This window comes from Pseudomonas sp. NPDC090752, from assembly GCF_055584805.1.
Genome location: NZ_JBVJLI010000002.1, coordinates 108,887 through 132,493 on the forward strand (window position 1 = coordinate 108,887; position 23,607 = coordinate 132,493).

General features: G+C 63.0%; 21 protein-coding genes and 1 tRNA gene. 6 read left to right on the top strand and 16 right to left on the bottom strand.

Features of this window, described 5'->3' with window-relative positions:
• Positions 1-105: 105 nt before the first annotated feature.
• The 3 genes from gabD to ACZ6YA_RS03505 form a co-directional block, all read right to left on the bottom strand.
• A complete protein-coding gene (gene gabD / locus ACZ6YA_RS03495) occupies positions 106-1,548 on the bottom strand; it encodes an NADP-dependent succinate-semialdehyde dehydrogenase (protein WP_465895480.1) in 1,443 nt (480 codons plus the stop codon).
• Positions 1,549-1,854: 306 nt separating this feature from the next.
• Complete coding sequence (locus ACZ6YA_RS03500) at positions 1,855-3,531, bottom strand: aryl-sulfate sulfotransferase (RefSeq protein WP_465895482.1); 1,677 nt, start codon at positions 3,529-3,531, stop codon at positions 1,855-1,857.
• A 17-nt stretch (positions 3,532-3,548) separates the two neighbouring features.
• Positions 3,549-5,885 carry a TonB-dependent receptor gene (locus tag ACZ6YA_RS03505; RefSeq protein WP_465895484.1) on the bottom strand — a complete coding sequence of 779 codons (2,337 nt, stop codon included), beginning with the start codon at positions 5,883-5,885 and terminating at the stop codon, positions 3,549-3,551.
• Between the two features lie 192 nt (positions 5,886-6,077).
• Here ACZ6YA_RS03505 and ACZ6YA_RS03510 point away from each other — a divergent pair, with 192 nt between their 5' ends.
• The gene (locus ACZ6YA_RS03510) at positions 6,078-6,992 is read left to right on the top strand and encodes a LysR family transcriptional regulator (RefSeq protein WP_465895485.1); all 915 of its coding nucleotides are present in this window, start codon (positions 6,078-6,080) and stop codon (positions 6,990-6,992) included.
• Between the two features lie 125 nt (positions 6,993-7,117).
• Here the strand turns inward: ACZ6YA_RS03510 and ACZ6YA_RS03515 are convergent, their stop codons facing one another.
• Both ACZ6YA_RS03515 and ACZ6YA_RS03520 read right to left on the bottom strand, forming a co-directional pair.
• Positions 7,118-8,023 (bottom strand): TauD/TfdA dioxygenase family protein, encoded by a 906-nt coding sequence (locus ACZ6YA_RS03515; RefSeq protein ID WP_465895487.1) that lies wholly within the window; start codon positions 8,021-8,023, stop codon positions 7,118-7,120.
• 40 nt (positions 8,024-8,063) lie between these two features.
• A complete protein-coding gene (locus ACZ6YA_RS03520) occupies positions 8,064-9,107 on the bottom strand; it encodes an ABC transporter substrate-binding protein (RefSeq protein ID WP_465895488.1) in 1,044 nt (347 codons plus the stop codon).
• A gap of 297 nt (positions 9,108-9,404) precedes the next feature.
• Between ACZ6YA_RS03520 and ACZ6YA_RS03525 the strand changes: the two genes are divergently transcribed.
• Positions 9,405-10,997 (top strand): ABC transporter permease, encoded by a 1,593-nt coding sequence (locus ACZ6YA_RS03525; protein WP_465895489.1) that lies wholly within the window; start codon positions 9,405-9,407, stop codon positions 10,995-10,997.
• Positions 10,994-11,854 carry an ABC transporter ATP-binding protein gene (locus ACZ6YA_RS03530; RefSeq protein ID WP_465895490.1) on the top strand — a complete coding sequence of 287 codons (861 nt, stop codon included), beginning with the start codon at positions 10,994-10,996 and terminating at the stop codon, positions 11,852-11,854. Before ACZ6YA_RS03525 ends, ACZ6YA_RS03530 begins: the two co-directional genes overlap by 4 nt.
• A 125-nt stretch (positions 11,855-11,979) precedes the next feature.
• Here ACZ6YA_RS03530 and ACZ6YA_RS03535 read toward each other — a convergent pair whose 3' ends face one another.
• The 8 genes from ACZ6YA_RS03535 to ACZ6YA_RS03570 all read right to left on the bottom strand — a co-directional run bounded on the left by ACZ6YA_RS03535 (position 11,980) and on the right by ACZ6YA_RS03570 (position 19,266).
• Positions 11,980-12,255, bottom strand: a complete 276-nt coding sequence (locus ACZ6YA_RS03535; RefSeq protein ID WP_465895493.1) for a DUF971 domain-containing protein — start codon at positions 12,253-12,255, stop codon at positions 11,980-11,982.
• Positions 12,255-13,220: a HEAT repeat domain-containing protein gene (locus ACZ6YA_RS03540; RefSeq protein WP_465895495.1), complete on the bottom strand. Its 966-nt coding sequence runs from the start codon at positions 13,218-13,220 to the stop codon at positions 12,255-12,257. Before ACZ6YA_RS03540 ends, ACZ6YA_RS03535 begins: the two co-directional genes overlap by 1 nt.
• The gene (locus ACZ6YA_RS03545) at positions 13,217-14,074 is read right to left on the bottom strand and encodes an ABC transporter ATP-binding protein (RefSeq protein ID WP_465895496.1); all 858 of its coding nucleotides are present in this window, start codon (positions 14,072-14,074) and stop codon (positions 13,217-13,219) included. The genes ACZ6YA_RS03540 and ACZ6YA_RS03545 overlap by 4 nt, the downstream gene beginning before the upstream one ends.
• Positions 14,074-14,850, bottom strand: coding sequence for an ABC transporter permease (locus ACZ6YA_RS03550; RefSeq protein ID WP_465895498.1), 777 nt, complete (start codon positions 14,848-14,850; stop codon positions 14,074-14,076). The genes ACZ6YA_RS03545 and ACZ6YA_RS03550 overlap by 1 nt, the downstream gene beginning before the upstream one ends.
• Before the next feature lie 15 nt (positions 14,851-14,865).
• A complete protein-coding gene (locus ACZ6YA_RS03555; protein WP_465895500.1) occupies positions 14,866-16,272 on the bottom strand; it encodes an ABC transporter substrate-binding protein in 1,407 nt (468 codons plus the stop codon).
• A gap of 119 nt (positions 16,273-16,391) precedes the next feature.
• On the bottom strand, positions 16,392-16,637 hold the full coding sequence (locus ACZ6YA_RS03560; protein WP_096048974.1) for a 4Fe-4S dicluster domain-containing protein: 246 nt from the start codon (positions 16,635-16,637) through the stop codon (positions 16,392-16,394).
• A 158-nt stretch (positions 16,638-16,795) separates the two neighbouring features.
• The gene (locus ACZ6YA_RS03565) at positions 16,796-18,520 is read right to left on the bottom strand and encodes a fumarate reductase/succinate dehydrogenase flavoprotein subunit (RefSeq protein WP_465895501.1); all 1,725 of its coding nucleotides are present in this window, start codon (positions 18,518-18,520) and stop codon (positions 16,796-16,798) included.
• Entirely contained in the window at positions 18,517-19,266 is a 750-nt protein-coding gene (locus ACZ6YA_RS03570) for a GntR family transcriptional regulator (RefSeq protein ID WP_465895503.1), read from the bottom strand. The genes ACZ6YA_RS03565 and ACZ6YA_RS03570 overlap by 4 nt, the downstream gene beginning before the upstream one ends.
• Positions 19,267-19,503: 237 nt before the next feature.
• On the opposite strand from ACZ6YA_RS03570, the gene ACZ6YA_RS03575 reads away from it, so the two are divergent.
• From ACZ6YA_RS03575 to ACZ6YA_RS03585, 3 genes are all read left to right on the top strand, one after another.
• A tRNA-Arg gene (locus ACZ6YA_RS03575) sits at positions 19,504-19,580 on the top strand.
• Positions 19,581-19,741: 161 nt separating this feature from the next.
• Entirely contained in the window at positions 19,742-21,472 is a 1,731-nt protein-coding gene (locus ACZ6YA_RS03580; protein WP_465895505.1) for a dipeptidase, read from the top strand.
• Positions 21,473-21,602: 130 nt separating this feature from the next.
• Positions 21,603-22,040 (top strand): CBS domain-containing protein, encoded by a 438-nt coding sequence (locus ACZ6YA_RS03585; protein ID WP_465895507.1) that lies wholly within the window; start codon positions 21,603-21,605, stop codon positions 22,038-22,040.
• A 7-nt stretch (positions 22,041-22,047) separates the two neighbouring features.
• Here ACZ6YA_RS03585 and ACZ6YA_RS03590 read toward each other — a convergent pair whose 3' ends face one another.
• The 3 genes from ACZ6YA_RS03590 to ACZ6YA_RS03600 all read right to left on the bottom strand — a co-directional run bounded on the left by ACZ6YA_RS03590 (position 22,048) and on the right by ACZ6YA_RS03600 (position 23,519).
• Positions 22,048-22,686 carry an NADH:ubiquinone oxidoreductase subunit N gene (locus ACZ6YA_RS03590; protein WP_465895508.1) on the bottom strand — a complete coding sequence of 213 codons (639 nt, stop codon included), beginning with the start codon at positions 22,684-22,686 and terminating at the stop codon, positions 22,048-22,050.
• A gap of 70 nt (positions 22,687-22,756) precedes the next feature.
• The gene (locus ACZ6YA_RS03595; protein WP_465895509.1) at positions 22,757-22,999 is read right to left on the bottom strand and encodes a DUF2789 domain-containing protein; all 243 of its coding nucleotides are present in this window, start codon (positions 22,997-22,999) and stop codon (positions 22,757-22,759) included.
• 61 nt (positions 23,000-23,060) lie between these two features.
• On the bottom strand, positions 23,061-23,519 hold the full coding sequence (locus ACZ6YA_RS03600) for an aminoacyl-tRNA deacylase (RefSeq protein WP_400801391.1): 459 nt from the start codon (positions 23,517-23,519) through the stop codon (positions 23,061-23,063).
• Between the last annotated feature and the right edge of the window lie 88 nt (positions 23,520-23,607).

Here is a 23,607-nt window from a genome sequence, read left to right on the forward strand (position 1 = left end):
TCGACTGCCGTGAACGCCCTGGCCACCAGGTACTGCTATGTCAAAAAGGCCAGCGAGACGTCGCTCTCGCGCCCCGCTGGCAGAGGTAAAGCCTTTACTGTGCGATCAAACGCTGATGCACAGGTATTTGATTTCGAGGTAGTCCTCGATACCGTACTTGGAGCCTTCACGGCCCAGACCCGAAGCCTTGATGCCGCCGAACGGCGCGACTTCGTTGGAGATCAGGCCGGTGTTGATACCCACCATGCCGTACTCCAGGGCCTCGGCGACACGGAACACACGGCTCATGTCACGGGCGTAGAAGTACGAGGCCAGGCCGAACTCGGTGTCGTTGGACATGGCGATGACTTCGGCTTCGTCCTGGAAGCGGAACAGCGGCGCCAGTGGGCCGAAGGTCTCTTCCTTGGCGACAGCGGCAGTCTTCGGCACGTCGACCAGGATCGTTGGCTCGAAGAAGTTGCCTTCGATCAGCTTGCCACCGGACAGCACCTTGGCGCCTTTGGAGACGGCGTCTTCGATGTGTTCCTGAACCTTGGCGACAGCCTTGCCGTCGATCAGCGGGCCAGTGGTGGTGCCGTCTTCCAGGCCGTTACCGATCTTCAGCTTGGCCACTGCAGCGGCCAGCTTTTCGGCGAACGCGTCGTAGACGCCGTCCTGCACGTAGATACGGTTGGCGCAAACGCAGGTCTGGCCGTTGTTGCGGTACTTGGAGATGATCGCGCCTTCGACCGCCTTGTCCAGGTCGGCATCGTCGAACACGATGAACGGGGCATTGCCGCCCAGCTCCAGGGAAACTTTCTTGATGTCCTTGGCGCATTCTTCCATCAGCTGGCGACCGATTTCGGTCGATCCGGTGAAGGACAGTTTGCGTACCAGGGAGTTGCCGGTCAGCTCGCCGCCGACTTCGCCAGCGCTGCCGGTAACGACGCTCAGCACGCCAGCCGGGATACCGGCACGGGTAGCCAGCTCGACCAGGGCCAGGGCGGAGTAAGGGGTTTGCGAAGCGGGCTTGAGCACCATGGTGCAGCCAGCGGCCAGGGCCGGGCCGGCTTTACGGGTGATCATCGCGGCCGGGAAGTTCCATGGGGTGATGGCCGCGGTAACGCCAATTGGCTGCTTGATGACGATCAGGCGCTTGTCAGGCTGGTGGCCCGGGATGGTGTCGCCGTACACGCGCTTGGCTTCTTCGGCGAACCACTCGATGAACGAGGCGGCGTAGGCGATTTCTCCCTTGGCTTCAGCCAGTGGCTTGCCTTGCTCGGTGGTCATCAGGCGAGCCAGGTCGTCCTGGTTCTCGATCATCAGTTCGAACCAGCGACGCAGCTTGTTCGAGCGCTCTTTGGCTGTCAGTGCACGCCAGGCCGGCAGGGCCTTGTCGGCGGCTTCGATAGCGCGGCGGGTTTCCGCGGTGCCCATCTTTGGCACGGTACCGATGACTTCACCTGTGGCCGGGTTGGTCACATTGATGGTCTGGCCGCTGTCCGCATCCAGCCACTCACCGTTGATGAAGGCTTGCTGGCGGAACAACTGAGCGTCTTTGAGCTGCATGTCGGCTTCCCGAATTGTTGATTGTTGAAAAGCGCCCAAGGCAGGGCATCGAGCGTTTGAAATCTCAAACGAATGCTAAGCGGCTGCTGGGGTGTAGGACAATAGGCTGTTCGAAAAAAAGAACGAATGGTTGAACAGGCCGGGCAAAATTTCATGATTTTGCACAATGGCAACTGGCCTCTTCGCGGGCAAGCCCGCTCCCACAGGTACCCCACAGCCTTCAGAAACTGTGAGAATCCTGTGGGAGCGGGCTTGCCCGCGAAGAGGCCATTACAGGTTAGACGAACGAGTTGAAAAAAGTGTGAATCAGAATGCCTTGGCCAGGTCGATCACCAGCGCCCGGTACCCAACACTCCCCGGCTGCCGACTGTGAACCTTCAATTCCACCAGCACTTCCTGCGTCCCCCGCCGCACCTCATTAAGCACCGTGGTAGTGAGCTTCTCAGGCGTCAGGAAATTCACCGAGGCCGAATAGATGAACTGGGTGTCGGTCTCCGGCCGATAAGCCACCACCGAGGTCACCGGGCTGTACCACTCGTCGCCACGTTCCTTGCCGTATTCCCAGACCTGCTCGACCGAGCCCTTGGCCTCGTCGATCTTGTACTCCACCGCCCGGCTGTAATTGCCGCTGAGCTTTGTCGGGGCGAAGTCACGCCCCCAGCCATTGTCGAAAACGGTCAACGTACCTTTACCGGTCAGCCATGCAGTGTGCTGAGTCCACGACCAATCGAAGCCTTCACCAGCAACTGGCTTGAGCACCTTATTCTGCAGGCGCTGCGGCCAACCTTGCGGCGAGGCGAGAATCCACTTCACCGCTTTGTCTCGGCCGATCTTGACCACGCCCTGATGGCGAGCTGAAACGATAATGCTGTCGTCATCGGCATCGTAGTCGATGGCATTGACGTGCGCCCAGTTGCGCCCGGTGCCGACACCCGGGGTGTCACCGAACGGAAGATCGCCTTCCGCCAGTTCGTTGGCCAGGCGCTCGTCCTGTTTCTGAACGCCATCCGGCAGTTGGATGGCTGCTTTGCCGAGGGTTTCCAGCAGGTCACCGCGATAGGGATCGAGAATCTGGTTCAGGTCCCAGAAGTCCAGCACATCGCCGGCCTCGTTGACCTCGATGATGTGGTCGCGGATTGAGCGCACGCGTTTGCCATCCGGGCGGCGGTAGTCACTGGTGCCGACGCGCAGCAGGTAGGTGCCGTTGCTCGTCTCGCGGATCTCGTGGGAAAAGTCGGCAAATTTATCCGGCAGGTTGCGCTGCCAGATGCGCCGGCCCAGCAGGTCGTACTTGGAGTAGGTCTGGCCCTGGCCCCAGATCAGCTTGCCATCACGGGTCTGCTGGAAGCCCATGGTGCCGCCCAGGCCGTCGCGGCGGTTGGAATCGTGGATCTGCTCGATATCCAGGTACCAGCGCACGTCGCCGTTGCTGTCGGATATCCAGTTGTTGCCGACCTGGTCCCACTCGGCGGCGCCACCCAGGCCATTCCACTTGAAGGCACGCGCGCCCGGAATATCACCCTGCAGGTGGTTGAACAGGTACAGGCGGTTCTCGAAGCCCGCCGCGACCTTGATCGGCTCGACTTCCGGCAATGCGGCAGTCTGTTTCGCCACCACTGGCAGACGCACGGCCGGGGCGTAGATCTGATAGCGCTCGCGAATGCGCTCGCCGTCCAGCTTGTAGCTCACTTCCACCTGGTTGACGTAGTCCGGGTACAGCCCGAACACCGGGATGCCGCCGTAGGTCCAAAGCGAACGGTCGGACACCTCATAGGTGATATCCACCCCGCGCTCGCCACGGCCCAGCACGCGCACATGGGCAGCGCTCAGGGTACGCCCACCGTCACGGATGATCGCGGTCAGCGGCGCCAGGCGGTACGGATTGACCACCACATCACCGAGCAGCGCTGCGTCACGCTCGGGGACCTTGGCCGTGAGGCAGGCGCCTTCAGGCAGTGCGGGGGTTTCAGTCTTGGCATTCATGGCAAAGCTCCTTGTGCTCAGAAGTCGTAACGGGCGGTGGCGCCAAAGGTGCGCGGGGTACCGAGCACGCCGGCATAACCACCGTTGGCGGAGTTCCACAGGCTGGTGAAATAGGTCTTGTCGCCGGCGTTCTTCACCCACAGCGACAGGTCGACCACGCCGTCGCCCTGGTCCAGGCGCACGCCGGCGGAGAGGTTGACCAGCGCATAGCTGGGGATCTGGCCGAAGTCAGAATCGTCGATGGTGCCGACTGCCTTCGAGCGGAAGGCGTAGCTGGCAGTGACATAGGGTTCGACATGCTCGGTGGCCTGCCACTTGTACTGGGTGTTGAGGTTGGCGATGTACTTGGAGGCGCCGACCACCTGGTGGCCGGACAAATCGCAGGTGGCGGTGGCATTGGCCAGGCTCACTTCAGGCGGGCATGGCGCGTCGTCGTACTCGGTGTAGCGCACGTCGTTCCACGAGCCGTTGAAGTTGACCGTCAGGCCACGAATCGGCAGCGCCGTGGCTTCGAACTCCAGCCCCCGCGAGCGCACCTGGCCGGCGTTGGCCAGGTACTGGACGCGGTTGACCTGGTCGTAGACGTTGGCCTGGTAGCCATGCACCTCGGCCCAGAACAGGTTGGCGTTGAGTTGCAGGCGGTCGTCGAACAGGGTGCTCTTGAGGCCGATTTCGGCGTTGTTGACGCGCTCGGTGCCAACCAACAGCGAGTCGGTACCCAGCCGTGGCGCTGCGCCGACGGTGAGGTTGATGCCGCCAGACTTTTCGCCGTGGGTCAGGGTGGCATAGCCCAGCAACTGCTCGTTGAAGCGATAGCTCAGGCCAAGCAGGCCGGAAGGGCTGAAGCTGTACTGGTTGAGGTCGCCGGAATCGTAGGCGCCCACCCTCCCTTGGCGCGCCGTGGCGGCAGCACCGGTCACCGCTGCGCCGCCGCTTGGCGCATCGCGGGTCACCCAGGCGCTTTTCTCTTCATAGGTGCCGCGGATGCCGGCGGTGAAGTCGAGGCGGTCGGTGACGTGCCAGGTGCCCTGGGCGAACAGCGCATAGCTGTCGGTGTCGATGTGCCCGTCGCCGATCGTGTTGACGTTGTTCAGGGCGCCCGCCGGGGTGAGGTTCCAGACATCCGCCTGGGGGCCGTAATAGGTGAAGGACTTGTTATCCAGGTCCTGCTTGAAGTAATACGCGCCCAGCACATAGTCGAAAGCACCACCGGTGGGCGATGCCAGGCGGATCTCCTGGGAATACTGCTTGTCGCGTACCGACACGCCGGCGCTGTAGAACACCGGCACGTTGAGGCCGTCATCGTTGCGCGGGGTGAAGTCCCACCAGCGGTAGGCGGTAATCGAGGTCAGGGTGAAATCGTTGGGCAGCGTCCAGTTGGCCTCCACCGACGTACCGCCCTGGAACACCGTCACCTGCTGGTCGGCGTCGAAATTGACCTTGCGATCCTTGCCTGACACCAGCGTGGCGCCGGCCTGGGCGGCCAGGCTTTCGTAGCGGTTGACGCCGTTGATGGTCGGCCCGGTGCTGTACAGGCTGAGGATGCCGTTGTTGGAGTCCTCTTCGTTGTACTCGCCGATCCAGCGCAGGTTGAACGTTTCGCTCGGCTGGAGCAGCAGCTGGGTGCGAAAGCCCTGGCGCTTGCCGCCGTTGAGGTCATCGCCGTTGTGGATGTTTTTCACGTACCCGTCGTCTTCAGTGCGGTAGGCACTGATGCGCCCGGCCAGGGTGTCGCTGATCGGCCCGGAGAAACTGCCCTGGGTCTGCAGGTAGCCATCTTCGCCGATGGACTGCTGGATGCTGCCCTCGCGGTGGAAGGTCGGCTTGCGCGTGGTGATATTCAGCACCCCGGCCGTGGTGTTCTTGCCAAACAGCGTGCCCTGCGGGCCGCGCAGCACTTCCAGCTGCTCGACATCGAGCAGGTCGAACACCGCCATGCCGGGGCGGCCGAGGTAGACGTTGTCGAGGTAGATGCCGACGCTGCCTTCAAGGCCATCGCTGGCCGGGTTGTTGCCCAGGCCACGGATCGAGATGCTCGATTGGCGGGCATGCACATAGGCCACGTTGGTGCTGGGCACCAGCTGTTGCAGATCCTGCACACGGTAGATGCGCTGGGTTTCCAGGGTTTCGCTGTTCAGCACGCTGATCGGCGTGGGCACGCTCTGCGCGGTTTCTTCGCGGCGGCGTGCATTGACGGTGACGGTGCCAAGCTTGGCCTCCTGTTCCACGGCAGGCGCGGTGCTGTTCGGTTCTTCGGCATAACTGCCATTGGCAGCCGCCAGCAACACGCCGGCTGCCAGGGGTTGCAAAGTGAAACGCGACGCGCGCGCAGGCCAACGGGAAAGTCGGGTCATGCAAATGCTCCTTGAGGCATTGGCCCTGGCGAGCATTTCCGTTGACGGAACCGAATCGCGGTCTGCTGGGCTTATATTCTTTTAAGAGATATAAATATGTTCAATTCATATTTTGTGGAATAAGTAACACCCTTTATAAGGGGGCTCACCCTCTTCATCAATTGCATTCGACCGAAGATTTTCATGTAGAAAATGCATATAGACCTCCGCCAGCTCCGCCACTTCATCGCCCTTGTCGAGCACCGCAGTTTTGTCGCTGCTGCGGCGGCGGTGAACCTGTCGCAATCGGCCTTCAGCCGTAGCATCCAGACCCTGGAGCACAACATCGGCTGTCGCTTGGTCGACCGCGCCAGCAAAGAGCTGGCCCCCACCCGCCAGGGCCTGCTGGTGCTGGAGCATTCGCGGCGGCTGGTGCACGGCGCGCATAACCTGGTCAACGAGATTCATCAGTTCAACGGCGCCACCACCGGCGTGGTGCGCTTCGGCTCAGGCCCTGCCCCCGCAGGCGGATTGGTGCCGCGGGCAGTGGCGCGCTTCGTCGCTGAATACCCGGCGGCGCGCACCTGTTTTCAGGTGGATAACTGGCAGGCGCTGAATCGCAAGCTGATGGCCGAAGAGATCGAATTTTTCGTCGCCGACACCCGCCAGTTCGAGTCAGACCCGGACTACCGCGTGCACAAGCTGGCACCGCAGCGCTGGCATTTCTGCTGCCGCGCCGGGCATCCGCTGACCCAGCGGGACCAGGTGAATGCCCGGGATGTCTTCGATTACCCGCTGGCGACCACCTTCCGCCCACCGAATATCCGCAAGATCCTCAGCGACCTCAGTGGCAGGCAGGACTTTCTGCCGACGGTGGAATGCGAGCACGGTTATGCGCTGCTCAATGTGGTGCTGCACTCGGACACCATTGGCATTGCCTGCAGTGCCAATTTGCGGCCGTATCAGTCGGGGCAAGGGCTGGTGGCGCTGCAGCTGGCGGACCTGGCGGCGGAGCAGGAGGAGTCGTTCTATACCCGCTATGGGGTGGTGAGCCGGGTGGGATATGGGTTGTCACCATTGGCGCAGGGGATGGTCAGGCAGTTGATTGCTTGTGATGCCGATATCTGAGATTTCAAACACGGATCTGGAAGCTGATCACCGAACCTGTGGGAGCGGGCTTGCCCGCGAATGCGTCGGGGAATTCACCATCGTATTCGCGGGCAAGCCCGCTCCCACAAGGTTCTCTGCTGGCCTTAGCCCTTGCGGGTCGTCCGGCTTAGCTGGCCATCCACGCCAACCGGCACTTCACCGGCCAACGTCACCCGGCGCACGACACGCGGCTGGGTACCGTAGTCATCCACCGCATAATGCTGCGTCGCGCGGTTATCCCAGATCGCCACATCCCCCGCTTCCCAGCGCCAGCGCACGGTGTTCTCCAGCCGCGTCACATGCCCTTGCAGCACCGCGAACAGGTGTTGTGAATCGGCCAGCGAATAGCCTTTGATGCGCTTGACGAAGTGCCCCAGCTGCAACGCCCGCTCACCACTGACCGGGTGTACCCGCACCACCGGGTGCTCGGTCTCATACACCGTCGAGGTGAACACCTTGCGGTAACGTTCGAGCTTGGCCGGGTCGACATCCGGCTTGATGCTCGCGTAATCGTATTCGTTGCTGTGCACCGCCCACAGTTTGTCGGCCAGTTCACGCAGGGGTTCGGGCAGCTCCTGGTAGGCCGCTGCGGTGTTGGCCCACACCGTATCGCCACCGGAAGCCGGGGCGACCACGCTGCGCAGGATCGAGGCCTTGGGGTAGGCATCAACGAAAGTCACGTCGGTATGCCACGAGTTGGCCCGCTGGCCTTCGGCACCATCGAGCTGCAGCAGGTAGCTGGTGCCGTCGACCACCGGTACGGTGGGGTGGGCGACCGGCTCGCCGAGCAGCTTGGCGAAGCCTTCCTGGCTTTGGTCATCCAGATGCGCCTGGCCCCGGAAGAAGATCACCTTGTGCTGCACCAGGGCAGCTTGAATGGCTTCGATCGTGGCGGCATCCAGGTCGGCGGACAATTTCACTCCACGGATCTCGGCACCGATCCGGCCGGCGACAGGGTGGATATCGAGTTCGAGGGATTGCGGCGCGGTGGCCAGTGCTGCATTGCTCATGGTCGTGGTCCTTACGGTCATTGTCGGGGTTGATTGAGATTCAACGGGCGGCTTGTACGGCGTGTTCCTGCTTCAGGGCGGCATCGAGAAAGCGTGGTTCGATCCAGTCAGCAACCTGGAAGCTTTTGCGGATCAGGCGCTCGCGCGCGGCCAGGTCGACGCCTTGCTGTAACTGGGCGACAAAGCCGGCGTCCAGGCGTGGGTCGAAGTAGTGGGCAAGGTCTTCCTTGGCCAGGTCGTCACTGAGGATGCTGCGCGGCCAGCTGGCGTTGTTCGCCACCAGGTCGACGAAGGCGTCGCGATTGTGTTCGTCGCGCAGCCAGTGGGTAGCGCGCTCCTGGGCGTTAACCAGTCGCTGCACCAGCTCGGGGTACTGGCGGATGAATTCACCGGTACCCAGCAACACGGCCTGGGTACTGCCGGCGCCCTCCAGGTCGCGCGAGTTGACCGGCAACTCGACCAGGCCGCGCTCACGCAGCGAGAGCAGGTTGGACAGGCCCCAGGTGGCGTCGATCTGCTTGGCGGCGAGCGCAGCGTTGGCGGCGTTGAAATCCAGGTTGATCACTTTCAGGTCGCGCTCGGACAGCCCTTGGCTGGCCAATGCGCTGGCGAACGACAGCTGGTTGGCGGTGCCGCGGAACACCGCCACACGCTTGCCCTTGAGGTCGTGCAGGGTCTTGATGCCAGAGCCCGGCACCACGCCCAGGTAGCTTTTCACACCACGCACACCGGCAGACAGCACGCGGGTGTCGAGGCCATTGGCCTTACCAACGATTGCCGCCAAGTCGCCGAGGTAGGCGAAGTCAGCCTGGCCGTTGGCCAGCGCTTCGTTGACCACCGGACCGGCCCCCTTGAAGAAGTGCCAGTCGATGCGGATGCCGTCTTTGGCGAATTCCTTTTCCAGCAATTGCTGATCGCGCAACACATCGACCACGCCGCCAGCACTGTGCTTGCTGCCGGCGCTGAGGTCGGGTACGGCGATGCGGATACTCTCGGGCTTGGCCGATTCGGCAGCCTGGGCGCTCAGGGCGAAGAAACCGACCAGCCCGAGGGCGGTGATCAGGTGGCGCAGTGGGGTGTTCATGGCAAGGCTCCTTGGCAGGCTGCCACCGGCGATGGCCGGCGCTATGGCCAGAAGCTAGGCAGGTCTGGTTAGAACCTACAAAGATCAAAACTTCATTTTTTAGTAACCAGAAGACATAAACCAAGGGCTGCGCGGCTCGCCGGGCGGGTTGCGGAATACGCATGGAAAATATGAGGAAAACGCAACGGCGGGAGGCTTCCACATGCGGGGCGTGCATGCTCTTATCTCTTGAAAGCCACATATGGAAGTTTTTAATTCCATAAGTGCATAACCTTGAAACGCTTCGAGAGACGGCTGATGAATGGAATTCTGAGCAGGAATCGGGGGGGGCCGCTGCGCGGCCCATTCGCGGCACAAGGCCGCTCCCACATTGACCGCGCCCTGTTCTTGCCTTGGTTATTGCCGGTGTTGATTGTGCTGCTTTGGGTTTTGGCCAGCCGACAGCACTGGATGAGCGAGCAGATTCTGCCGGCGCCTTCGCTGGTGTGGCAGAGCGCGGTGGAGTTCGGCACTGGCGAGCTATGGGAGCACTTGTGGATAAGTTTGCAGCGGCTGTTCTGGGGGTTGCTGGCGGGGATCGCCAGCGGTTTGCTGCTGGGGACTTGGCTGGGGACTTCGCGCACGGCGCAAACGCTGGTGCTACCCACCTTCGTGGCACTTGCGCAGATACCCACCCTCGCCTGGATTCCACTGTTCATGCTGTTTTTTGGCATCGGTGAACTGCTCAAGCTGGTGGTGCTGGTGAAAGCCGTGGTAGTGCCGGTCACCCTGCATACGTTGGTCGGCGTCCGCGATGCCCAGCCCAAGCTACGCGAAGCCGCCGCAGCCTTGCGCCTGTCGCGTCACCTACTGTTCCTGCGGCTGTTGCTGCCCGCTGCCCTGCCCGCTTTCCTCACCGGCGTACGCCTGGCCCTGGCCACCGGCTGGACTTCATTGCTGGCCGTGGAGCTGCTGGCCTCAAGCGAAGGCATCGGCTACCTGATGGTGTGGGGCCGGCAGCTGTTCATGCTCGACCTGGTGCTGCTGTGCATCCTGGTCATCGGTTTGGTCGGCGCGCTGATGGAGCGCGGCTTTTCTGCCCTGGAAAAACGCCTGCTGTACTGGCCGCAACCGGCCACTGGCGAGCAGCCGCGCGGGCCCGTCCCCAAGGGCTGGCAAAGCCTGTTGCTGCCTGCGGCACTGCTGGCCCTGTGGCAGGCCAGCAGCAGTCTGGGGTGGGTCGACCCGAACATCCTGACCTCGCCTTTGGGTGTGGTGCACACGTTGTTCGCCGGGCTGGCCGATGGCTCACTGCCGCAGGCCATGCTGCTGAGCCTGCAACGCACGCTCAGCGGCCTTGTGCTCGGCGGCGGCGCGGGATTGCTGACCGGCCTGCTGCTGGGCTTGTCTCGCCCTGCCGAACGCGTGTTGGGGCCCAGCCTCTCGGCCTTGCGCCAGGTGGCACTGTTTGCCTGGGTGCCGCTACTGACCGCCTGGTTCGGCCTGGGTGAAGGCGCCAAGAACGTGTTCGTCGGCCTCGCAGCGTTCTTCCCGCTGCTGATCGCCACCCAACGCGGCATCGTCAGCCTATCGCCGCAACTGGGCGAAGCCGCCCGCACGCTGCGCCTGAACCTGTGGCAGCGCCTGCGCCTGCTGGTGCTGCCCGGCGCGGCACCGGCGATTTTCGCCGGCCTGCGCCTTTCGCTGATTTACGCCTGGCTGGGCACCATCGGCGCGGAATACTTCATGCCGTCGGACGGCGGCATCGCCAGCCTGATGATCGGTGCGCAACAGCTGTTTCGCATGGATCAGGTCATGGCCGCCATGCTGCTGATCGGCCTGGTCGGTGCCCTGCTTGGCATTCTCGGACAACGCCTCGAATCGCGCGCCACGCGCTGGAGAACTGCATGAACGCTTTCAACACATCACACCTGCTGGCGGCCAATCAACCCGATGCCACGCCCGCGCTGGTCAGTTTCGAGGGGGTCGGCAAGGTCTTTAGCGTCGATGGCCAGCCTCTCGAGGCCATCCGCAATTTCAACCTGGCGGTCAAAGAAGGCGAATTCATCGCCATCGTTGGCGCCTCCGGCTGCGGCAAGTCCACCCTGCTGCGCTTGCTGGTGGGGCTGGACACCGACTACAGCGGCAGCATCCGCGTCGATGGCCAGGCCGTGGGCGGTATCGGTGGTGAACGGGGCATCGTGTTCCAGGAGCACCGCCTGTTTCCGTGGCTGACGGTGGAACAGAACATTGCCCTGGGCCTGGTCAACGAACAACTGACCCAGGGCGAGCGCGCCCGTCGGGTGCATGAATTCGTGCTGCTGGTGGGCCTGGTCGGTTTCGAGTCGGCTTACCCGCACCAGCTGTCCGGCGGAATGGCCCAACGCGTGGCGATCGCACGGGGGCTGGTGGCAAGCCCGCGCATTCTGCTGCTGGACGAGCCGTTCGGTGCGCTCGATGCATTGACCCGCCAGCAACTGCAGGACGAGCTGCTGGCGATACGCGAACGCGCGGGCATTACCACGTTGCTGGTGACGCATGATGCCGAGGAAGCGACGTACCTGGCGGATCGGGTGGTGGTGCTGGAGCCGCGGCCAGGCAGGATCAAATCCGTGGTCGACATCGACCTGCCGCACCCGCGCCTGCGCACGGGGGTGGCGTTGCATGGGTTGCGTGAGAAGGTGTTGCATCAGATAACTGGAGATGGCGGGTACCTGCCGCCGGTGCGGAGAGTCGAAGGTTTGCGGCCAGAGCTGATTGCATTGTGATAATGCGTCCAACCTGTGGGAGCGGGCTTGCCCCGCGAAGAGGCCAGCCCAAACACCCTGGGTGGATGGCCAGGGCTGCGCCCTGGTTCGCGGGGCAAGCCCGCTCCCACAGAGTTCTCGGCTGATCAAGACAAGTCGTGCAAATAGCCCCAGGGATAAATCCCCCGCTCATGTCCGTCGCTGAACACCAACTGCACGCCATAACCCTGCGACTCGATCCGTTCGATGCGCACCTCAGCGGCCACCACCGCAATCGCGCCCAATACCCGCGCCGCCCGGCATTGCGAGCAAGGGCAGGCACCGCGCAGACGAGCATGGCTGATGCTGTGCTCGCCGTCCTCCCATTGCAGTACCAACTGCCCAACCCCACGCAAGTTGCGGATCGCGGCTGGGGCTTTCATCAAACTGCCCCGCGCAATTGCGCCAGGGCAATACGCACCGCCTTGCGCACCTCAGGGTCGCTGTCGGCCTCGGCAGCCTGCAGCACCGGAAACGCACGCGCCTGGCCCAGCTCACCCAAGGCCAGTGCCGCTTCCTTGCGCAGGTTGGCAATACCATGCCCGAGCAGTTCGCCGAGCGCGTCGAGTGCAGCGGCATAACGCAAACGGCCCAGCGCGCGCGCTGCACGCAAACGCACCTGCCAGAAGCCATCGCCCAGCGCCGCCACCAGCGCCGGGCCGGCTTGCTCCTGGCCTACTTTGCCCAAGGTCGTCGCGGCTTCTTCGCGCACTTGCCAGGCCGCATCCTGCAATGCCGATATCAGTGCTGGCAGCACCGCGCTGCCACGCGCAAGGCCTAGCGCGCCAATGGCCGCGCGGCGCACTTCGGTGTCCGGTTCGGTCTCGGCCAGCCTGGCCAGGGCCGGCAACGCCGGCTGGTGCTTGAGCCAACCTAGAATGCCCACCGCCTCGCGCCGCACAGCCGCATCGTCATCCGCCAATGCCTGCAGCGCCGGCGCGGCGGCGTCTTCCAGGCGCAGCTCGCGCAAAGCCCGCAGAGCACTGGCACGCACGAACGCATCGGCGTGCTGGAGCCATGGCAGGATCAACTGCCCGGCTTCGAGGCTCTTGAGTTCGCTCAGGCTCTGCGCGGCTGCCAGGCGTACCGGCTCGGCGGTGTCGGCCAACGCTGCGCACAGCGCCTGCACTACCTCGGGTTCTTCCCAGGCTTCGAGCAGCCGCGCGGCCTCACTGCGGACTTCGTCTGCCGTGTCGACCAGCAGCGCATCGGTCAGCCACGGCAGGCCATCCGGGTCTTCCAGGTCGGCCAACTCGATCAGGGCGATGCGGCGCACGCCCGGGTCGGTGGCTTCGAGGCGCGGCAGCAGGGCAAGGATGTCGAGGTTGTCGGTTGTTCGTTCAGTCATAGCGCGATCCGTAGCGGAGGGTGGTCAGTGTCCGGCAGCCCCAGTGGTGTCAGGCGCGGCAGTTCGCGGCCTTCCTCGTGGCGCAGCAGGGCCAGGCAGTGACGCTTGAGGTGGGTGAAGGCCGGGCTGGTCAGCAAGCTGGCACGGCGCGGGCGGGGGAAGTCCAGGCGCAGGTCCTCGATGAAGCGCCCGGGACGCGGGCTCATCACCAGGATGCGGTCAGCCAGGAACAGGGCTTCATCGATGTCGTGGGTGACGAACACCACGGTGGTGCGAATGCGCGTCCAGATCTCCAGCAGCAGCTCCTGCATTCGCGCACGGGTTTGCGCATCGAGGGCGCCGAAGGGTTCGTCCATCAGCAACAGGCGCGGCCGGTTGATCAGTACCCGGGCGATCTCGGCACGCTGCTGCATGCCGCCTGACAACTGGCTGGGCCAGCGCCCGGCGAAGTCGGCAAGGCCCACCAGCTGCAGCATCTCTCGCGCCTGGCGCTGCCGTTCGGCCTTGCCCAGGCCTTGCATCTTCAGGCCAAAGGCGACGTTGTCGAGCACGCTGCGCCAGGGCAGCAGGGTGTGATGCTGGAACACCATGCCGCGCTGCGGCGATGGGCCGTCGATGGCCTGATCGTCCACGGTCAGTTGGCCCGTGCTGGGCACCAAGTGCCCGGCCAACGCGCCGAGCAGGGTGGACTTGCCGCAGCCGGACGGCCCAAGGATGCACACGAACTCACCGGGGGCGACGGCAAAATCAAGCCGTTGCACCGCTTCGAACGCATCGGCGCCCTGCCCCAGGCGGATCGACATACCACGCCCTTCGATCCGCCCAGGTTCCTGGGCCTGTTGATAACTGCTCATCAGGCCGCCCTCCGCGTGCGATACCACGGCGTGGCCAGCGCGCCGAGGTGCTTGACCAGGGCACTGCTGCCCATGCCCAGCACGCCGATCAGCAACATGCCGACGATGATGTCCGGGTAGTTCTGCAAGGTGTACGACTCCCAGGTGTAATAGCCGATGCCGAACTGCCCGGCGATCATCTCGGCGGTGACCAGGCAGAACCACGAGGTGCCCATGCCGATGGCAAGCCCGGTGACAATGCTCGGCAGCGCGCCAGGCAACACCACCTCGCGCAGAATGGCCCAGCGCCCGGCGCCCAGGCTGCGCGCCGAGGCCACCAGCCGCGGGTCGACCGCCTCGACACCGTGCACGGTGTTGAGCAGGATGGGGAACAGCGCCCCGGTGAAGGTGATGAACACCATCGACAGCTCCGACGACGGGAACATCAGTATGGCCAAGGGGATCCAGGCCACCGCCGGAATCGGCCGCAGCACCTCCAGTGGCGGCAACAGCGTGTCTTCAGCCCATTTCGAGCGGCCGATCAGCAGCCCCAGAGCCACGCCGAACAATGCCGCGACGGCATAACCGGCGAACACTCGCGACAGGCTGCTGCCCAGATGCGCGAGCAAGGCACTGGAAGTGAGCAACTGCCAGGCCGCCTCCAAGACCGACCTGGGCGTAGGCACATAGGTGAAGGTGAACAAGCCAAAGTCGAGCCTGGCGCTGGCAGCCACCTGCCAGAACAGCAGGCAGGCGAGCAACGATGCCAGGCGTACGGGCCAGCGTTTGCGGGTCATGAAAATGCCTCCCGGTCAGCGCTGGGCGACCAGCTTCTGGTTGGCGCTGACGAAGTCCAGCGCTTCACCGCCATGTGCCTTGGCGTACTGTTCGGCCTGGCCCTTGAGCAGGAAAGCCGCCAGCTCGCCCTTGCCGTTGCGCACGAACCAGGCCTGGTTGGCCAACAGCTTGATGCCACTGTCGGCAGCCTGGGCGTAGATGGCGCGGATGTCCTTGCCTTCCTGCTCCAGCTGGGCCAGGGCACTCAGAGCAGCCTCAGGTGACGCGTAGTGGCGAACCTTGTCTTCACCACGCACCCAGATCTGCGCCAAGCGGCTGAAATCGGTGATCGGCTTGCCGGTCAGCGCATCCACGGCCTTGAGTGGCAGCGGGTCGTAGTTGTTCAGCGCCTTGTCGTAGTCCACACCCGCTTGCTTGAAGGCGGCGCGGATGTATTGGTCGTCGATGAACTGCTGGGTGTCGAGACCGCGGTCGGTCTTCTTCAGCAGCTTGAGCGTATCGATGGAAGTAGCGACGGCCTGGCGGTACTCGGGCTTCCAGGTCAGGTCGCGGGTCTGCAGGCCCAGCGGGCCGTGGAACAGGTAATTGACCTCGGCTTCGATGCCGGTGACCTTCTCGATAAGCTCGCTGTACTTCTCCGGCTCGGCGGCTATCAGGCGGTCGGCCTCCAGGCTGGCGCGCAGGTAGGCGGTGACCACTTCGGGGTATTTGTTCGCGTAGTCGGCATCGACCAGGGCGCCGTGGAAGGTGGGCGCGTTGGCCTGGGCGCCATCGTAGATCTTGCGGGCGAAACCGCGGTTAGGGAACAGCTCGGCGAACGGCACGAAGTCGGCGTGTGCCTCGATGCGGTTGCTGCGCAGCGCGGAGCCTGCGATTTCGGGTGCTTGGGCGATGATCCTTACGTCTTTCTGCGGGTCCCAGCCTTGTGCGGCGACGGCGCGCAGCAACATCCCGTGGGCCGTGGAGGCGAACGGTACGGAAATGGTCTTGCCCTTGAGCTCGCTCAGCGACTGCACAACAGACGACGCCGGCACGACGATGCCGTTGCCGCTGCCGTGCACGCTACCCGACAGCACGCTGATGAACAGGCTGCGTTTGCCGGCATCCAGGTGGGCGACGCCGTTGAACGAGCCCGGGAAGTCGGCCATGGCACCGAAGTCGAGCTTGCCCGCGACCATCTCATTGGTCAGCGGCGCGCCGCTGGTGAAGTTTTTCCATTCGATCTGGTACTGCGCATCCTTGTACTTGCCGTCGTGCGGCAGGTACTTGTCGAGCAGGCCCAACTCGCGGACCAGCAGCCCGCCGGTGGCGCAGTTGATGGTGGTGTCCTGGGTGCCGATGGCAATACGGATAGTTTCGGCGCTGGCGTTCAGGCCAGCGAGCGCCAGCGCGAGGCCGGCCACGGTTGCTACAAGGCGCATGGGTGTTCCCCTCGAATCGTTATAGGTATTGAGGTCGTCTCCGCCACCAGGCTTGGGTGGTGGGAAACGAGGGGCATTGCAGGTGGGCGTCCGGTGGTTCGCCGGATGGCAGGCGTGGTTCAGCGCAGCAGGTATGGGATCTCGACCTTCACTGCACCGGTGGGGCAGTCTTTTTCGCAGGGCATGCAGTACCAGCACTCGTCGAAGGCCATGTAGGCCTTCTGTGTGGCCGGGTTGATGGCCAGCAAGTCCATGGGGCAAACCTCGACGCACACGGTGCAGCCTTTTTCGGCGATGCACTTGTCCTCGTCGATGGTCACCGGGGCGCTGCTGCGGAAGAAGATTTCTTGCGGCTGGTAGGCCATTTCACGGTTTCCTCGGGCCGTCTTGGGCACCTTTATCTATAAGCTTGCACAACCCCCTGTGGGAGCGGGCTTGCCCCGCGAACACCGGCACAGCTGGTGCCATACCACGCGTTGTTTTCTTCGCGGGGCAAGCCCGCTCCCACAGGGTTTGATGTCGCCTAGGCGGCATCGGCCTTGACGCGCAGCCGGTCGTAGGCGGTCTGCTCCTCGGCATCCAGGGCAATCAAGTAGGGCTCGACAGCTTTCTTGAAGCTGGTCATCTCGCCGTTTACGCCCTTCTTCAGGTGGCAATGGCAGAACCAGTCGCCATCGTTGCGCTCGGGGAAGTCGACCCGGTGGTGATACAGGCCCCAGCGGCTTTCTTGGCGGAATAGCGACGCGCGTGCGGCCATCTCGGCGCAATCGCGGATCACGGCAACTTCCATCGCGCGCATCAGTTCATGGGGGCTGTTGGCCTTCATCTGCGCAAGGTCACGCTCGATCTCGGCGAAACGCGTCAGGCCGATTTCCATCTTTTTGGTCACCTTGGGCGGCTGAAGATAATCGTTGACCAGGCGCCGCAGTTTGTACTCGACCTGGGCCGGCGGCAGGCCGTGCTCACGGTGCAGCGGCGCGAACACACGCTCACGCTCACGCTCGACCTGGGCGACATCGACCTCGGCCAGCTCGCGCCCGACCACGTAGTGCGCCGCGTTCACACCAGCGAACCAGCCATAGGCGAAGGCGCCGAGCATGTAGTTGTGCGGCACCGCAGCCATGTCGCCCGCCGCATACAGGCCTTTGACGCTGGTCTCGGCCTTTTCGTTGACCCACACCCCCGAGGCCGAGTGCCCCGAACAGAAGCCGATCTCGGAGATGTGCATTTCGACCATGTGCTGGCGGTAGTCGGTGCCGCGCCCGGCATGGAACTGGCCGCGGCTGGGGCGCTCGTTGCTGTGCAGGATCTCTTCGATGTTCTGGATGGTTTCCTCGGCCAGGTGGTCGAGCTTGAGGAACACCGGGCCATTGCCGCCTTCGAGTTCCTGATGGAACTCCCACATCATCTGCCCACTCCAGTAGTCGCACTCGATGAAGCGCTCGCCCTTGCTGTTGGCGGTATACCCGCCGAGCGGGCCGGTCACGTAGGCGCAGGCCGGGCCGTTGTAGTCCTTGATCAGCGGGTTGATCTGGAAGCACTCCAGGTTGGCCAGTTCGGCACCCGCGTGGTAGGCCATGGCATAACCATCGCCGGCGTTGGTGGGATTTTCGTAGGTGCCCATCAGGTAGCCCGACGACGGCAGGCCGAGGCGCCCGGCGGCACCGCAGGCTAGGATCACGGCCTTGGCGCGGACCACGCGGAACTCGCCGCTGCGGCAATCGAAACCGAGCACACCGGCCGCCGCCCCTTCGCCATCGAGCAGCACGCGGGTGCAGACCATGCGGTTGCTGATCTCGACCCGGACGCGCTTGAGCTGGCGGTAGAGCACCTTCTTGATGTCGTGGCCTTCGGGCATGGGCAGCACATAGGCGCCCATGTGGTGGACCTTCTTCACCGCGTAGTCGCCGGTCTCGTCCTTCTCGAACTTCACGCCCCAGCGGTCGAGCTGTTCGATGGTTTCAAAACTGTGGGTGGCATAGGCATACACGGCGGCCTGGTTGACGATGCCGTCATTGGCCACAGTGATTTCCTTGGTGTACTGCTCAGGCGTGGCGTGGCCGGGGATGATCGCGTTGTTGAGGCCGTCCATGCCCATGCTGATGGCCCCGCTGCGCTTGACGTTGGCCTTGTCCAGCAGCAGCACGCGCAGGCTTTTGTCCTGCTCCTTGGCCTTGATCGCCGCCATCGGCCCGGCGGTGCCGCCGCCGATGACGATGATGTCGTAGTCCTGGGTCTCGATACTCATGCCTTGCCCCCCTTCTGGCGGTCGATGCGCAGGCGGTACTGGAACGCATCGCCGCGGTAATAGAGGTGTTCGAAGTCCAGCGGCGTACCGTCAGCGGCGTGAGTGAGGCGCTCGATGCGCATGATTGGCGAGCCCTCTTCCACGTCCAGCGCCAGGGTCAGGTCGCTGTCGGCCAGCACGGCGTCGATGGCCAGGTCGGCGTGGCCGAGCGCGATGCCGCAGTCGTTTTCCAGCAACAGGAAGATGTCGCGGGTGACCAGGTCGGCCTTTTCCAGTTTTTCGCCGACGGCCTTGGGCAGCCAGGTGATCTCCAGCGACACCGGCTCACGGTTGATCAGGCGCACACGACGGATCTCGGTGACCAGGCTGCCCTCCTCGACCTGCAGCCGCGCCGCCACCAGCGCATTGGCCGGCACATGGCGCAAGCTGCGCAGACGGTTCAGTACTTCGTAGCCCATCTGTGTCATCGACTCGGCCAGGCCCTGCAGGGTACTGACGTTCTGAAACGCCTTGGGTTTGGCGACGAAGGTGCCCTTGCCATGGATCTTGAAGATCAGCCCCTCCTTCTGCAGGTCGCCCAGCGCCTGACGCACGGTGATGCGGCTGACATCGAACGCCTTGCCCAGTTCGCTTTCAGAAGGCATGCGGCTGTGCGGCGGGTAGGTGCCATCGAGGATGCGCTCGCGCAGCAAGTCCTTGAGCTGGGTGTAGAGCGGTACCGGGGACAGGGGGAGCAGTTCGGCCATGGGTCTCTTCGCTGAGTGGTGACTTGTTATAACAAGTTGTAACCAGAGAATAGGGGCATAAGAATCCGCAAGGAAATACCGATATTGCATATATATAGATACCTTTGGGTTGCCTGTTCCGCCCTCTTCGCGGGACAAGCCCGCTCCCACAGTTACTATGCGAACCCAATAGGAAAAAGGGCCACAGATCAAGGCGATGGACGCCACCGAATCAGATGGGTATCATGCGTGCGCGTTGCACTCGTAGCTCAGCTGGATAGAGTACTGCCCTCCGAAGGCAGGGGTCGTGGGTTCGAATCCCGCCGAGTGCGCCATATCAAAAAGCCCTGGGCCTGTGCCCGGGGCTTTTTCGTTTGTGCGACATATCGCATTTCTGGCACTCCCGTGCCATGGGTCATTGGTGATAGCGTGGGTGCCTTCCCGTTTCCTCGACGGGTATCCCATAACAATGATTTGCGAAGGAATGCGCGCGCCCATGCATTTGAAAAAATTCACTGCGACCACCTTGTTGCTGGCCAGCATCGGCCTGTTCACCCAGTCCGCCCAGGCCAACCTCACCCAACAACAGTCCGCCGCCATCGTCCAAGCCTTCGACGGCACCGACCCAAGCGACTTCAAACAGTTCCTCGGCAAACTCAAGGGTAGCGAGCAGGCCAAGGCCGACAACCTCGGCGCAACCCTCGACGCCTACCTGGCCAGCAAGCCACTGAACGCCGAGCAACAGAACGAAATCAACCGCTTGCTTGGCCTGTATACCCGCATCAAATATGGCAAGGCCGCCACCGAAACCCTGCGCGAGCTGGTGGCCATTCCCACCTTCAGCGTCGACGGCGTGCCGCAGCACGAGAACCCTGAGTTCCTGAAGATCGCCGACAAGATCAAGGCGCTGGCCGAGGGCTTTGGCCTGGCCTTCCGCAACGTCGACAACCGCGTCTATGAAATCTCGCTGGGAGCCGGCAAGGACGTAGTCGGCATCCATGCCCACGCCGACGTGGTGCCGGTCAACCCAGACAACTGGAAGCTGGCCGACGGCACCAAACTCGACCCGTTCAAGGTCACCCTGGTGGGCGACCGCATGTACGGCCGTGGCACCGAAGACGACAAGAACGGCATCGTCGTCGCGCTGTATGCGCTGAAGGTGGCGAAAGACGAAAACCTGCCACTGGCTCGGCAGTTCAAGCTGCTGATCGACACCACAGAAGAAACCAGCGGCGATGCCATTCCTTATTATTTCGAGCGCAACCCCACGCCCGCCTACAACCTGGCGCTCGACGGCGGCTACCCGGTGGTGATCGCCGAAAAAGGCTACGGTACGGTCATGGCCAGCTTCAGCAAGCGCCCGGGCAAAGGCGAGGGCGCGGAAATTATCGACCTCACGGGCGGCTTGGCCACCAACCAGATCCCCACCACCTCGGTGGCGACCCTGGTCAGCGACAACCCGGAACAGTTGGCCAAGCAGCTCGAACAAGCTGGTGCCAAATACGTGAAGGACAATGGTGGCGACTTCAGCATCGCGGCCAAGGTTGATAGCAAAAACGTGTTGCTTACCGTGACGGGGGTCTCGGCCCACTCCTCCGAGCCGGAGTCAGGGGTCAACCCTGTGGCGCGCATGCTTGGCTTCATCAATGGCCTCGGCCAGCAGGTGCCGCTCAAGCAAAACCACTTCACCGATGCTGCCCGCTACACCGCCGACAACTGGGGCCTGGATTACCTGGGCAAGAAGCTCGGCGTGGACTTCAAGGATGAGTTCATGGGCCCGCTGACCGCCTCACCAACCTTTGTCGGCGTGAATGAAAAAGGCCTGAAGCTGGCAGTCAACCTGCGCATTCCCAAAGGCAAGCCGCTGGCCACGATCAAGGACGAACTGGCCGACAAACTGGGTAAATGGACCCGCCAGAGCCACACCTCGGTCGCCTTCGACTACAGCCTTGACGAGCCGATGTACCGCAACCCCGAGGGCGAATGGGTCAAGGCCCTGCTCGATGTGGCCAGCGAGAATCTGGGCATGAAGCACGCCTTCGGCACCTCCGCCGGCGCCACTTCGGTGCATGACCTGCCCAACGGCGTGCAGTTCGGCCTGGCCATGCCGGACGTGAAATACACCGGGCACAATGACAACGAGTTCAAGACTGTGGAGCAGTTCATGCTGGACTTGCAGGTGGTGAGTGAAATGGTTGCGCGGATTGGGCAAATGCCGAAGCTTTGAGCCAGCAGAGATGATTGCCCATGACGTTTTTCAATCGCCTCCATGCCGTTTCCTGCATTGCCGTGCAGAGCGTCGTGCTGGATGCTTTATTTACTCCAAGAGCCCGTTTTTTCCACCCGCAGAGGCCTGTATGAAGAACGTCGAACAAATCCTCAAGACCAAGCTGCACCATCAGACCGTGCACACCATCGGCCCTGATGAGTCGGTATTGGAGGCCCTGAAAAAGCTGGCAGAAGAAAACATCGGTGCGCTGCCCGTGGTAGAGGACGGCAAGGTGGTGGGGATCGTCAGTGAGCGCGACTACGCCCGCAAGCTGGTACTCAAGGGCCGCTCCTCAGCAGCCACGCCGGTGCGTGAAATCATGAGCGCGCCAGTGGTCACGGTGGAGCCCAAGCAGAACCTCGAGTACTGCATGAACCTGATGACCAACCGCCACCTGCGCCACCTGCCGGTGGTTCACAACGGCGAACTGCTGGGCTTGCTGTCGATCGGGGACCTGGTCAAGGAAACCATCGCCGAGCAGGCCAACCTGATCCAGCAGCTGGAGCAATACATCCGCGGCGAATGAACAAGCCTCAGTGATAGGCGCGCTCCAGCTCGTCCAGTTGATGGTCGAAGCTGCGCAAGCGCGCCGACCAGGTATACACCAGCACTTCCAGGTCCCGATTGAGCACTGCAGTGTTGCCATGGCCAGTGCTCGACGGTTCGCACAAATCCAGCTGATAACGCTCGCGGGCCATGGCCGTGGCCACGCTGGACAGGTCGCGGGCATTGGCCAGCCAGTGGTGGTGGTGATCGTGGATCTCGCGGTCAAGCGTTCGGCATTGGCGTTTCAGCGCATCCAGGCTCTGCTCCAGCGGCGTCCCCTTGAGCTCGCCCATGACCTCCTCGAAGGTGCGCCCTGAGTGCCAGTAACTGCCCCAGAAATAGCGGTCGAACACCGTTTCCACCCGGCGCAACGCGACTTTGGTGTTCCAGATGGTGAGCAACGTTCGCCCCTGGATCACTTCGCGCTTGTTCAGGTGCAGCTGCTGCCAGGCAATCCACGTCAGCCCCAGCAGCGCCACCGCCGCAGCGACTGCGGCAGCAGCGTACAGGAACTGCACGGCCTGGTTCATCTGGTGGGTATGGCGGATGCCGTAGAAGTAACCGGCCGTCAGTGTGCCCAGGATCGTCACGGAGCACCAGAATCCTGGTGCGTAGGGATCTTTCATGGCGCCTATCCCCTTATTGTTTTCCTGAGCATAGCAACGGCCCAACACTCGTCAGGTGCCGCTCGGCGCTTTATTTTCGGGGGCGGCGTAACGCTTCGTTGAGTTGATCGAAGGGCACTGCCCAATCGGCGTCTTCAATGATGCTTTCCTTGAGGAAAGCGCGTTGAGAGTCGGACCAGAACGGTGCATCCACCAGCTTGGTTTCGTTTCTCAGCGGTGAATGGCTGGTGATGAATTGGTCGATACTCTGTGCATCGTCGGGCAGGCCCAACTGCTTGAACAACTCGGCAAATGGATGGATCGGCGCTTCCATGTTTCCTCCTCTGTGCCGGGCGAGCCGTCCACGACGCCAGCCCGGCATTGGCTTGAGCACATCAGCACAGCTCGCGAACTTCGGCTTGCGGTACCAGTTTCAGGTACTGCTCCATACTCATGTGGATCAGGTGATCGTGGTCACCCGCCTCCAGGTAGACATCGCCCTGGCGGGTAAGACTCGAATCGAGCAGCATCTTTATCTGGTAAGCATCACCCATCGCCGGAATGGCGCCGCGCTCGCAATCGCCGAACAGGCTCGGCAGGCCGCTTTCACGGGTCATTTGCCAGGCGCCGGTCATGCGCACCTTGCTCATGTCCAGGTGCCGGTTGGCCGGTAGCACCGCCATGATGTAGTTGCCATGGCGGTCGTCGAGCATGACCGACTTGGCCACCCGCTCGGCAGGTACACCTGCGGTGCGAGCCGACTCCAGGCTGGTCGCCGAGTGGGGATGGGGAATGATGTCGTAATCGCAGTTGGCCTGGTCCAGGCGCTGCTGCAGGGTCTTGGCCATACGCATGATGCACCTCCGGTTTCGCCCCCTCTCCAATTTTAGGCCGTGCCGGGGCAGGCATGACTAAACTTCGTATATAGAGGCGAACAAGGTG

What these genes read in the sequence shown, in the direction of transcription:
- ACZ6YA_RS03540 (WP_465895495.1), bottom strand. Translation starts at nt 13,220, where the DNA reads ATGACTGAACGAACAACCGACAACCTCGACATCCTTGCCCTGCTGCCG.
- ACZ6YA_RS03530 (WP_465895490.1), top strand. Translation starts at nt 10,994, where the DNA reads ATGAACGCTTTCAACACATCACACCTGCTGGCGGCCAATCAACCCGAT.
- ACZ6YA_RS03500 (WP_465895482.1), bottom strand. Translation starts at nt 3,531, where the DNA reads ATGAATGCCAAGACTGAAACCCCCGCACTGCCTGAAGGCGCCTGCCTC.
- ACZ6YA_RS03535 (WP_465895493.1), bottom strand. Translation starts at nt 12,255, where the DNA reads ATGAAAGCCCCAGCCGCGATCCGCAACTTGCGTGGGGTTGGGCAGTTG.
- ACZ6YA_RS03550 (WP_465895498.1), bottom strand. Translation starts at nt 14,850, where the DNA reads ATGACCCGCAAACGCTGGCCCGTACGCCTGGCATCGTTGCTCGCCTGC.
- ACZ6YA_RS03590 (WP_465895508.1), bottom strand. Translation starts at nt 22,686, where the DNA reads ATGAAAGATCCCTACGCACCAGGATTCTGGTGCTCCGTGACGATCCTG.
- ACZ6YA_RS03515 (WP_465895487.1), bottom strand. Translation starts at nt 8,023, where the DNA reads ATGAGCAATGCAGCACTGGCCACCGCGCCGCAATCCCTCGAACTCGAT.
- ACZ6YA_RS03595 (WP_465895509.1), bottom strand. Translation starts at nt 22,999, where the DNA reads ATGGAAGCGCCGATCCATCCATTTGCCGAGTTGTTCAAGCAGTTGGGC.
- ACZ6YA_RS03600 (WP_400801391.1), bottom strand. Translation starts at nt 23,519, where the DNA reads ATGCGTATGGCCAAGACCCTGCAGCAGCGCCTGGACCAGGCCAACTGC.
- ACZ6YA_RS03580 (WP_465895505.1), top strand. Translation starts at nt 19,742, where the DNA reads ATGCATTTGAAAAAATTCACTGCGACCACCTTGTTGCTGGCCAGCATC.
- ACZ6YA_RS03505 (WP_465895484.1), bottom strand. Translation starts at nt 5,885, where the DNA reads ATGACCCGACTTTCCCGTTGGCCTGCGCGCGCGTCGCGTTTCACTTTG.
- ACZ6YA_RS03570 (WP_465895503.1), bottom strand. Translation starts at nt 19,266, where the DNA reads ATGGCCGAACTGCTCCCCCTGTCCCCGGTACCGCTCTACACCCAGCTC.
- ACZ6YA_RS03525 (WP_465895489.1), top strand. Translation starts at nt 9,405, where the DNA reads ATGAATGGAATTCTGAGCAGGAATCGGGGGGGGCCGCTGCGCGGCCCA.
- ACZ6YA_RS03560 (WP_096048974.1), bottom strand. Translation starts at nt 16,637, where the DNA reads ATGGCCTACCAGCCGCAAGAAATCTTCTTCCGCAGCAGCGCCCCGGTG.
- ACZ6YA_RS03510 (WP_465895485.1), top strand. Translation starts at nt 6,078, where the DNA reads ATGCATATAGACCTCCGCCAGCTCCGCCACTTCATCGCCCTTGTCGAG.
- gabD (WP_465895480.1), bottom strand. Translation starts at nt 1,548, where the DNA reads ATGCAGCTCAAAGACGCTCAGTTGTTCCGCCAGCAAGCCTTCATCAAC.
- ACZ6YA_RS03585 (WP_465895507.1), top strand. Translation starts at nt 21,603, where the DNA reads ATGAAGAACGTCGAACAAATCCTCAAGACCAAGCTGCACCATCAGACC.
- ACZ6YA_RS03520 (WP_465895488.1), bottom strand. Translation starts at nt 9,107, where the DNA reads ATGAACACCCCACTGCGCCACCTGATCACCGCCCTCGGGCTGGTCGGT.
- ACZ6YA_RS03555 (WP_465895500.1), bottom strand. Translation starts at nt 16,272, where the DNA reads ATGCGCCTTGTAGCAACCGTGGCCGGCCTCGCGCTGGCGCTCGCTGGC.
- ACZ6YA_RS03565 (WP_465895501.1), bottom strand. Translation starts at nt 18,520, where the DNA reads ATGAGTATCGAGACCCAGGACTACGACATCATCGTCATCGGCGGCGGC.
- ACZ6YA_RS03545 (WP_465895496.1), bottom strand. Translation starts at nt 14,074, where the DNA reads ATGAGCAGTTATCAACAGGCCCAGGAACCTGGGCGGATCGAAGGGCGT.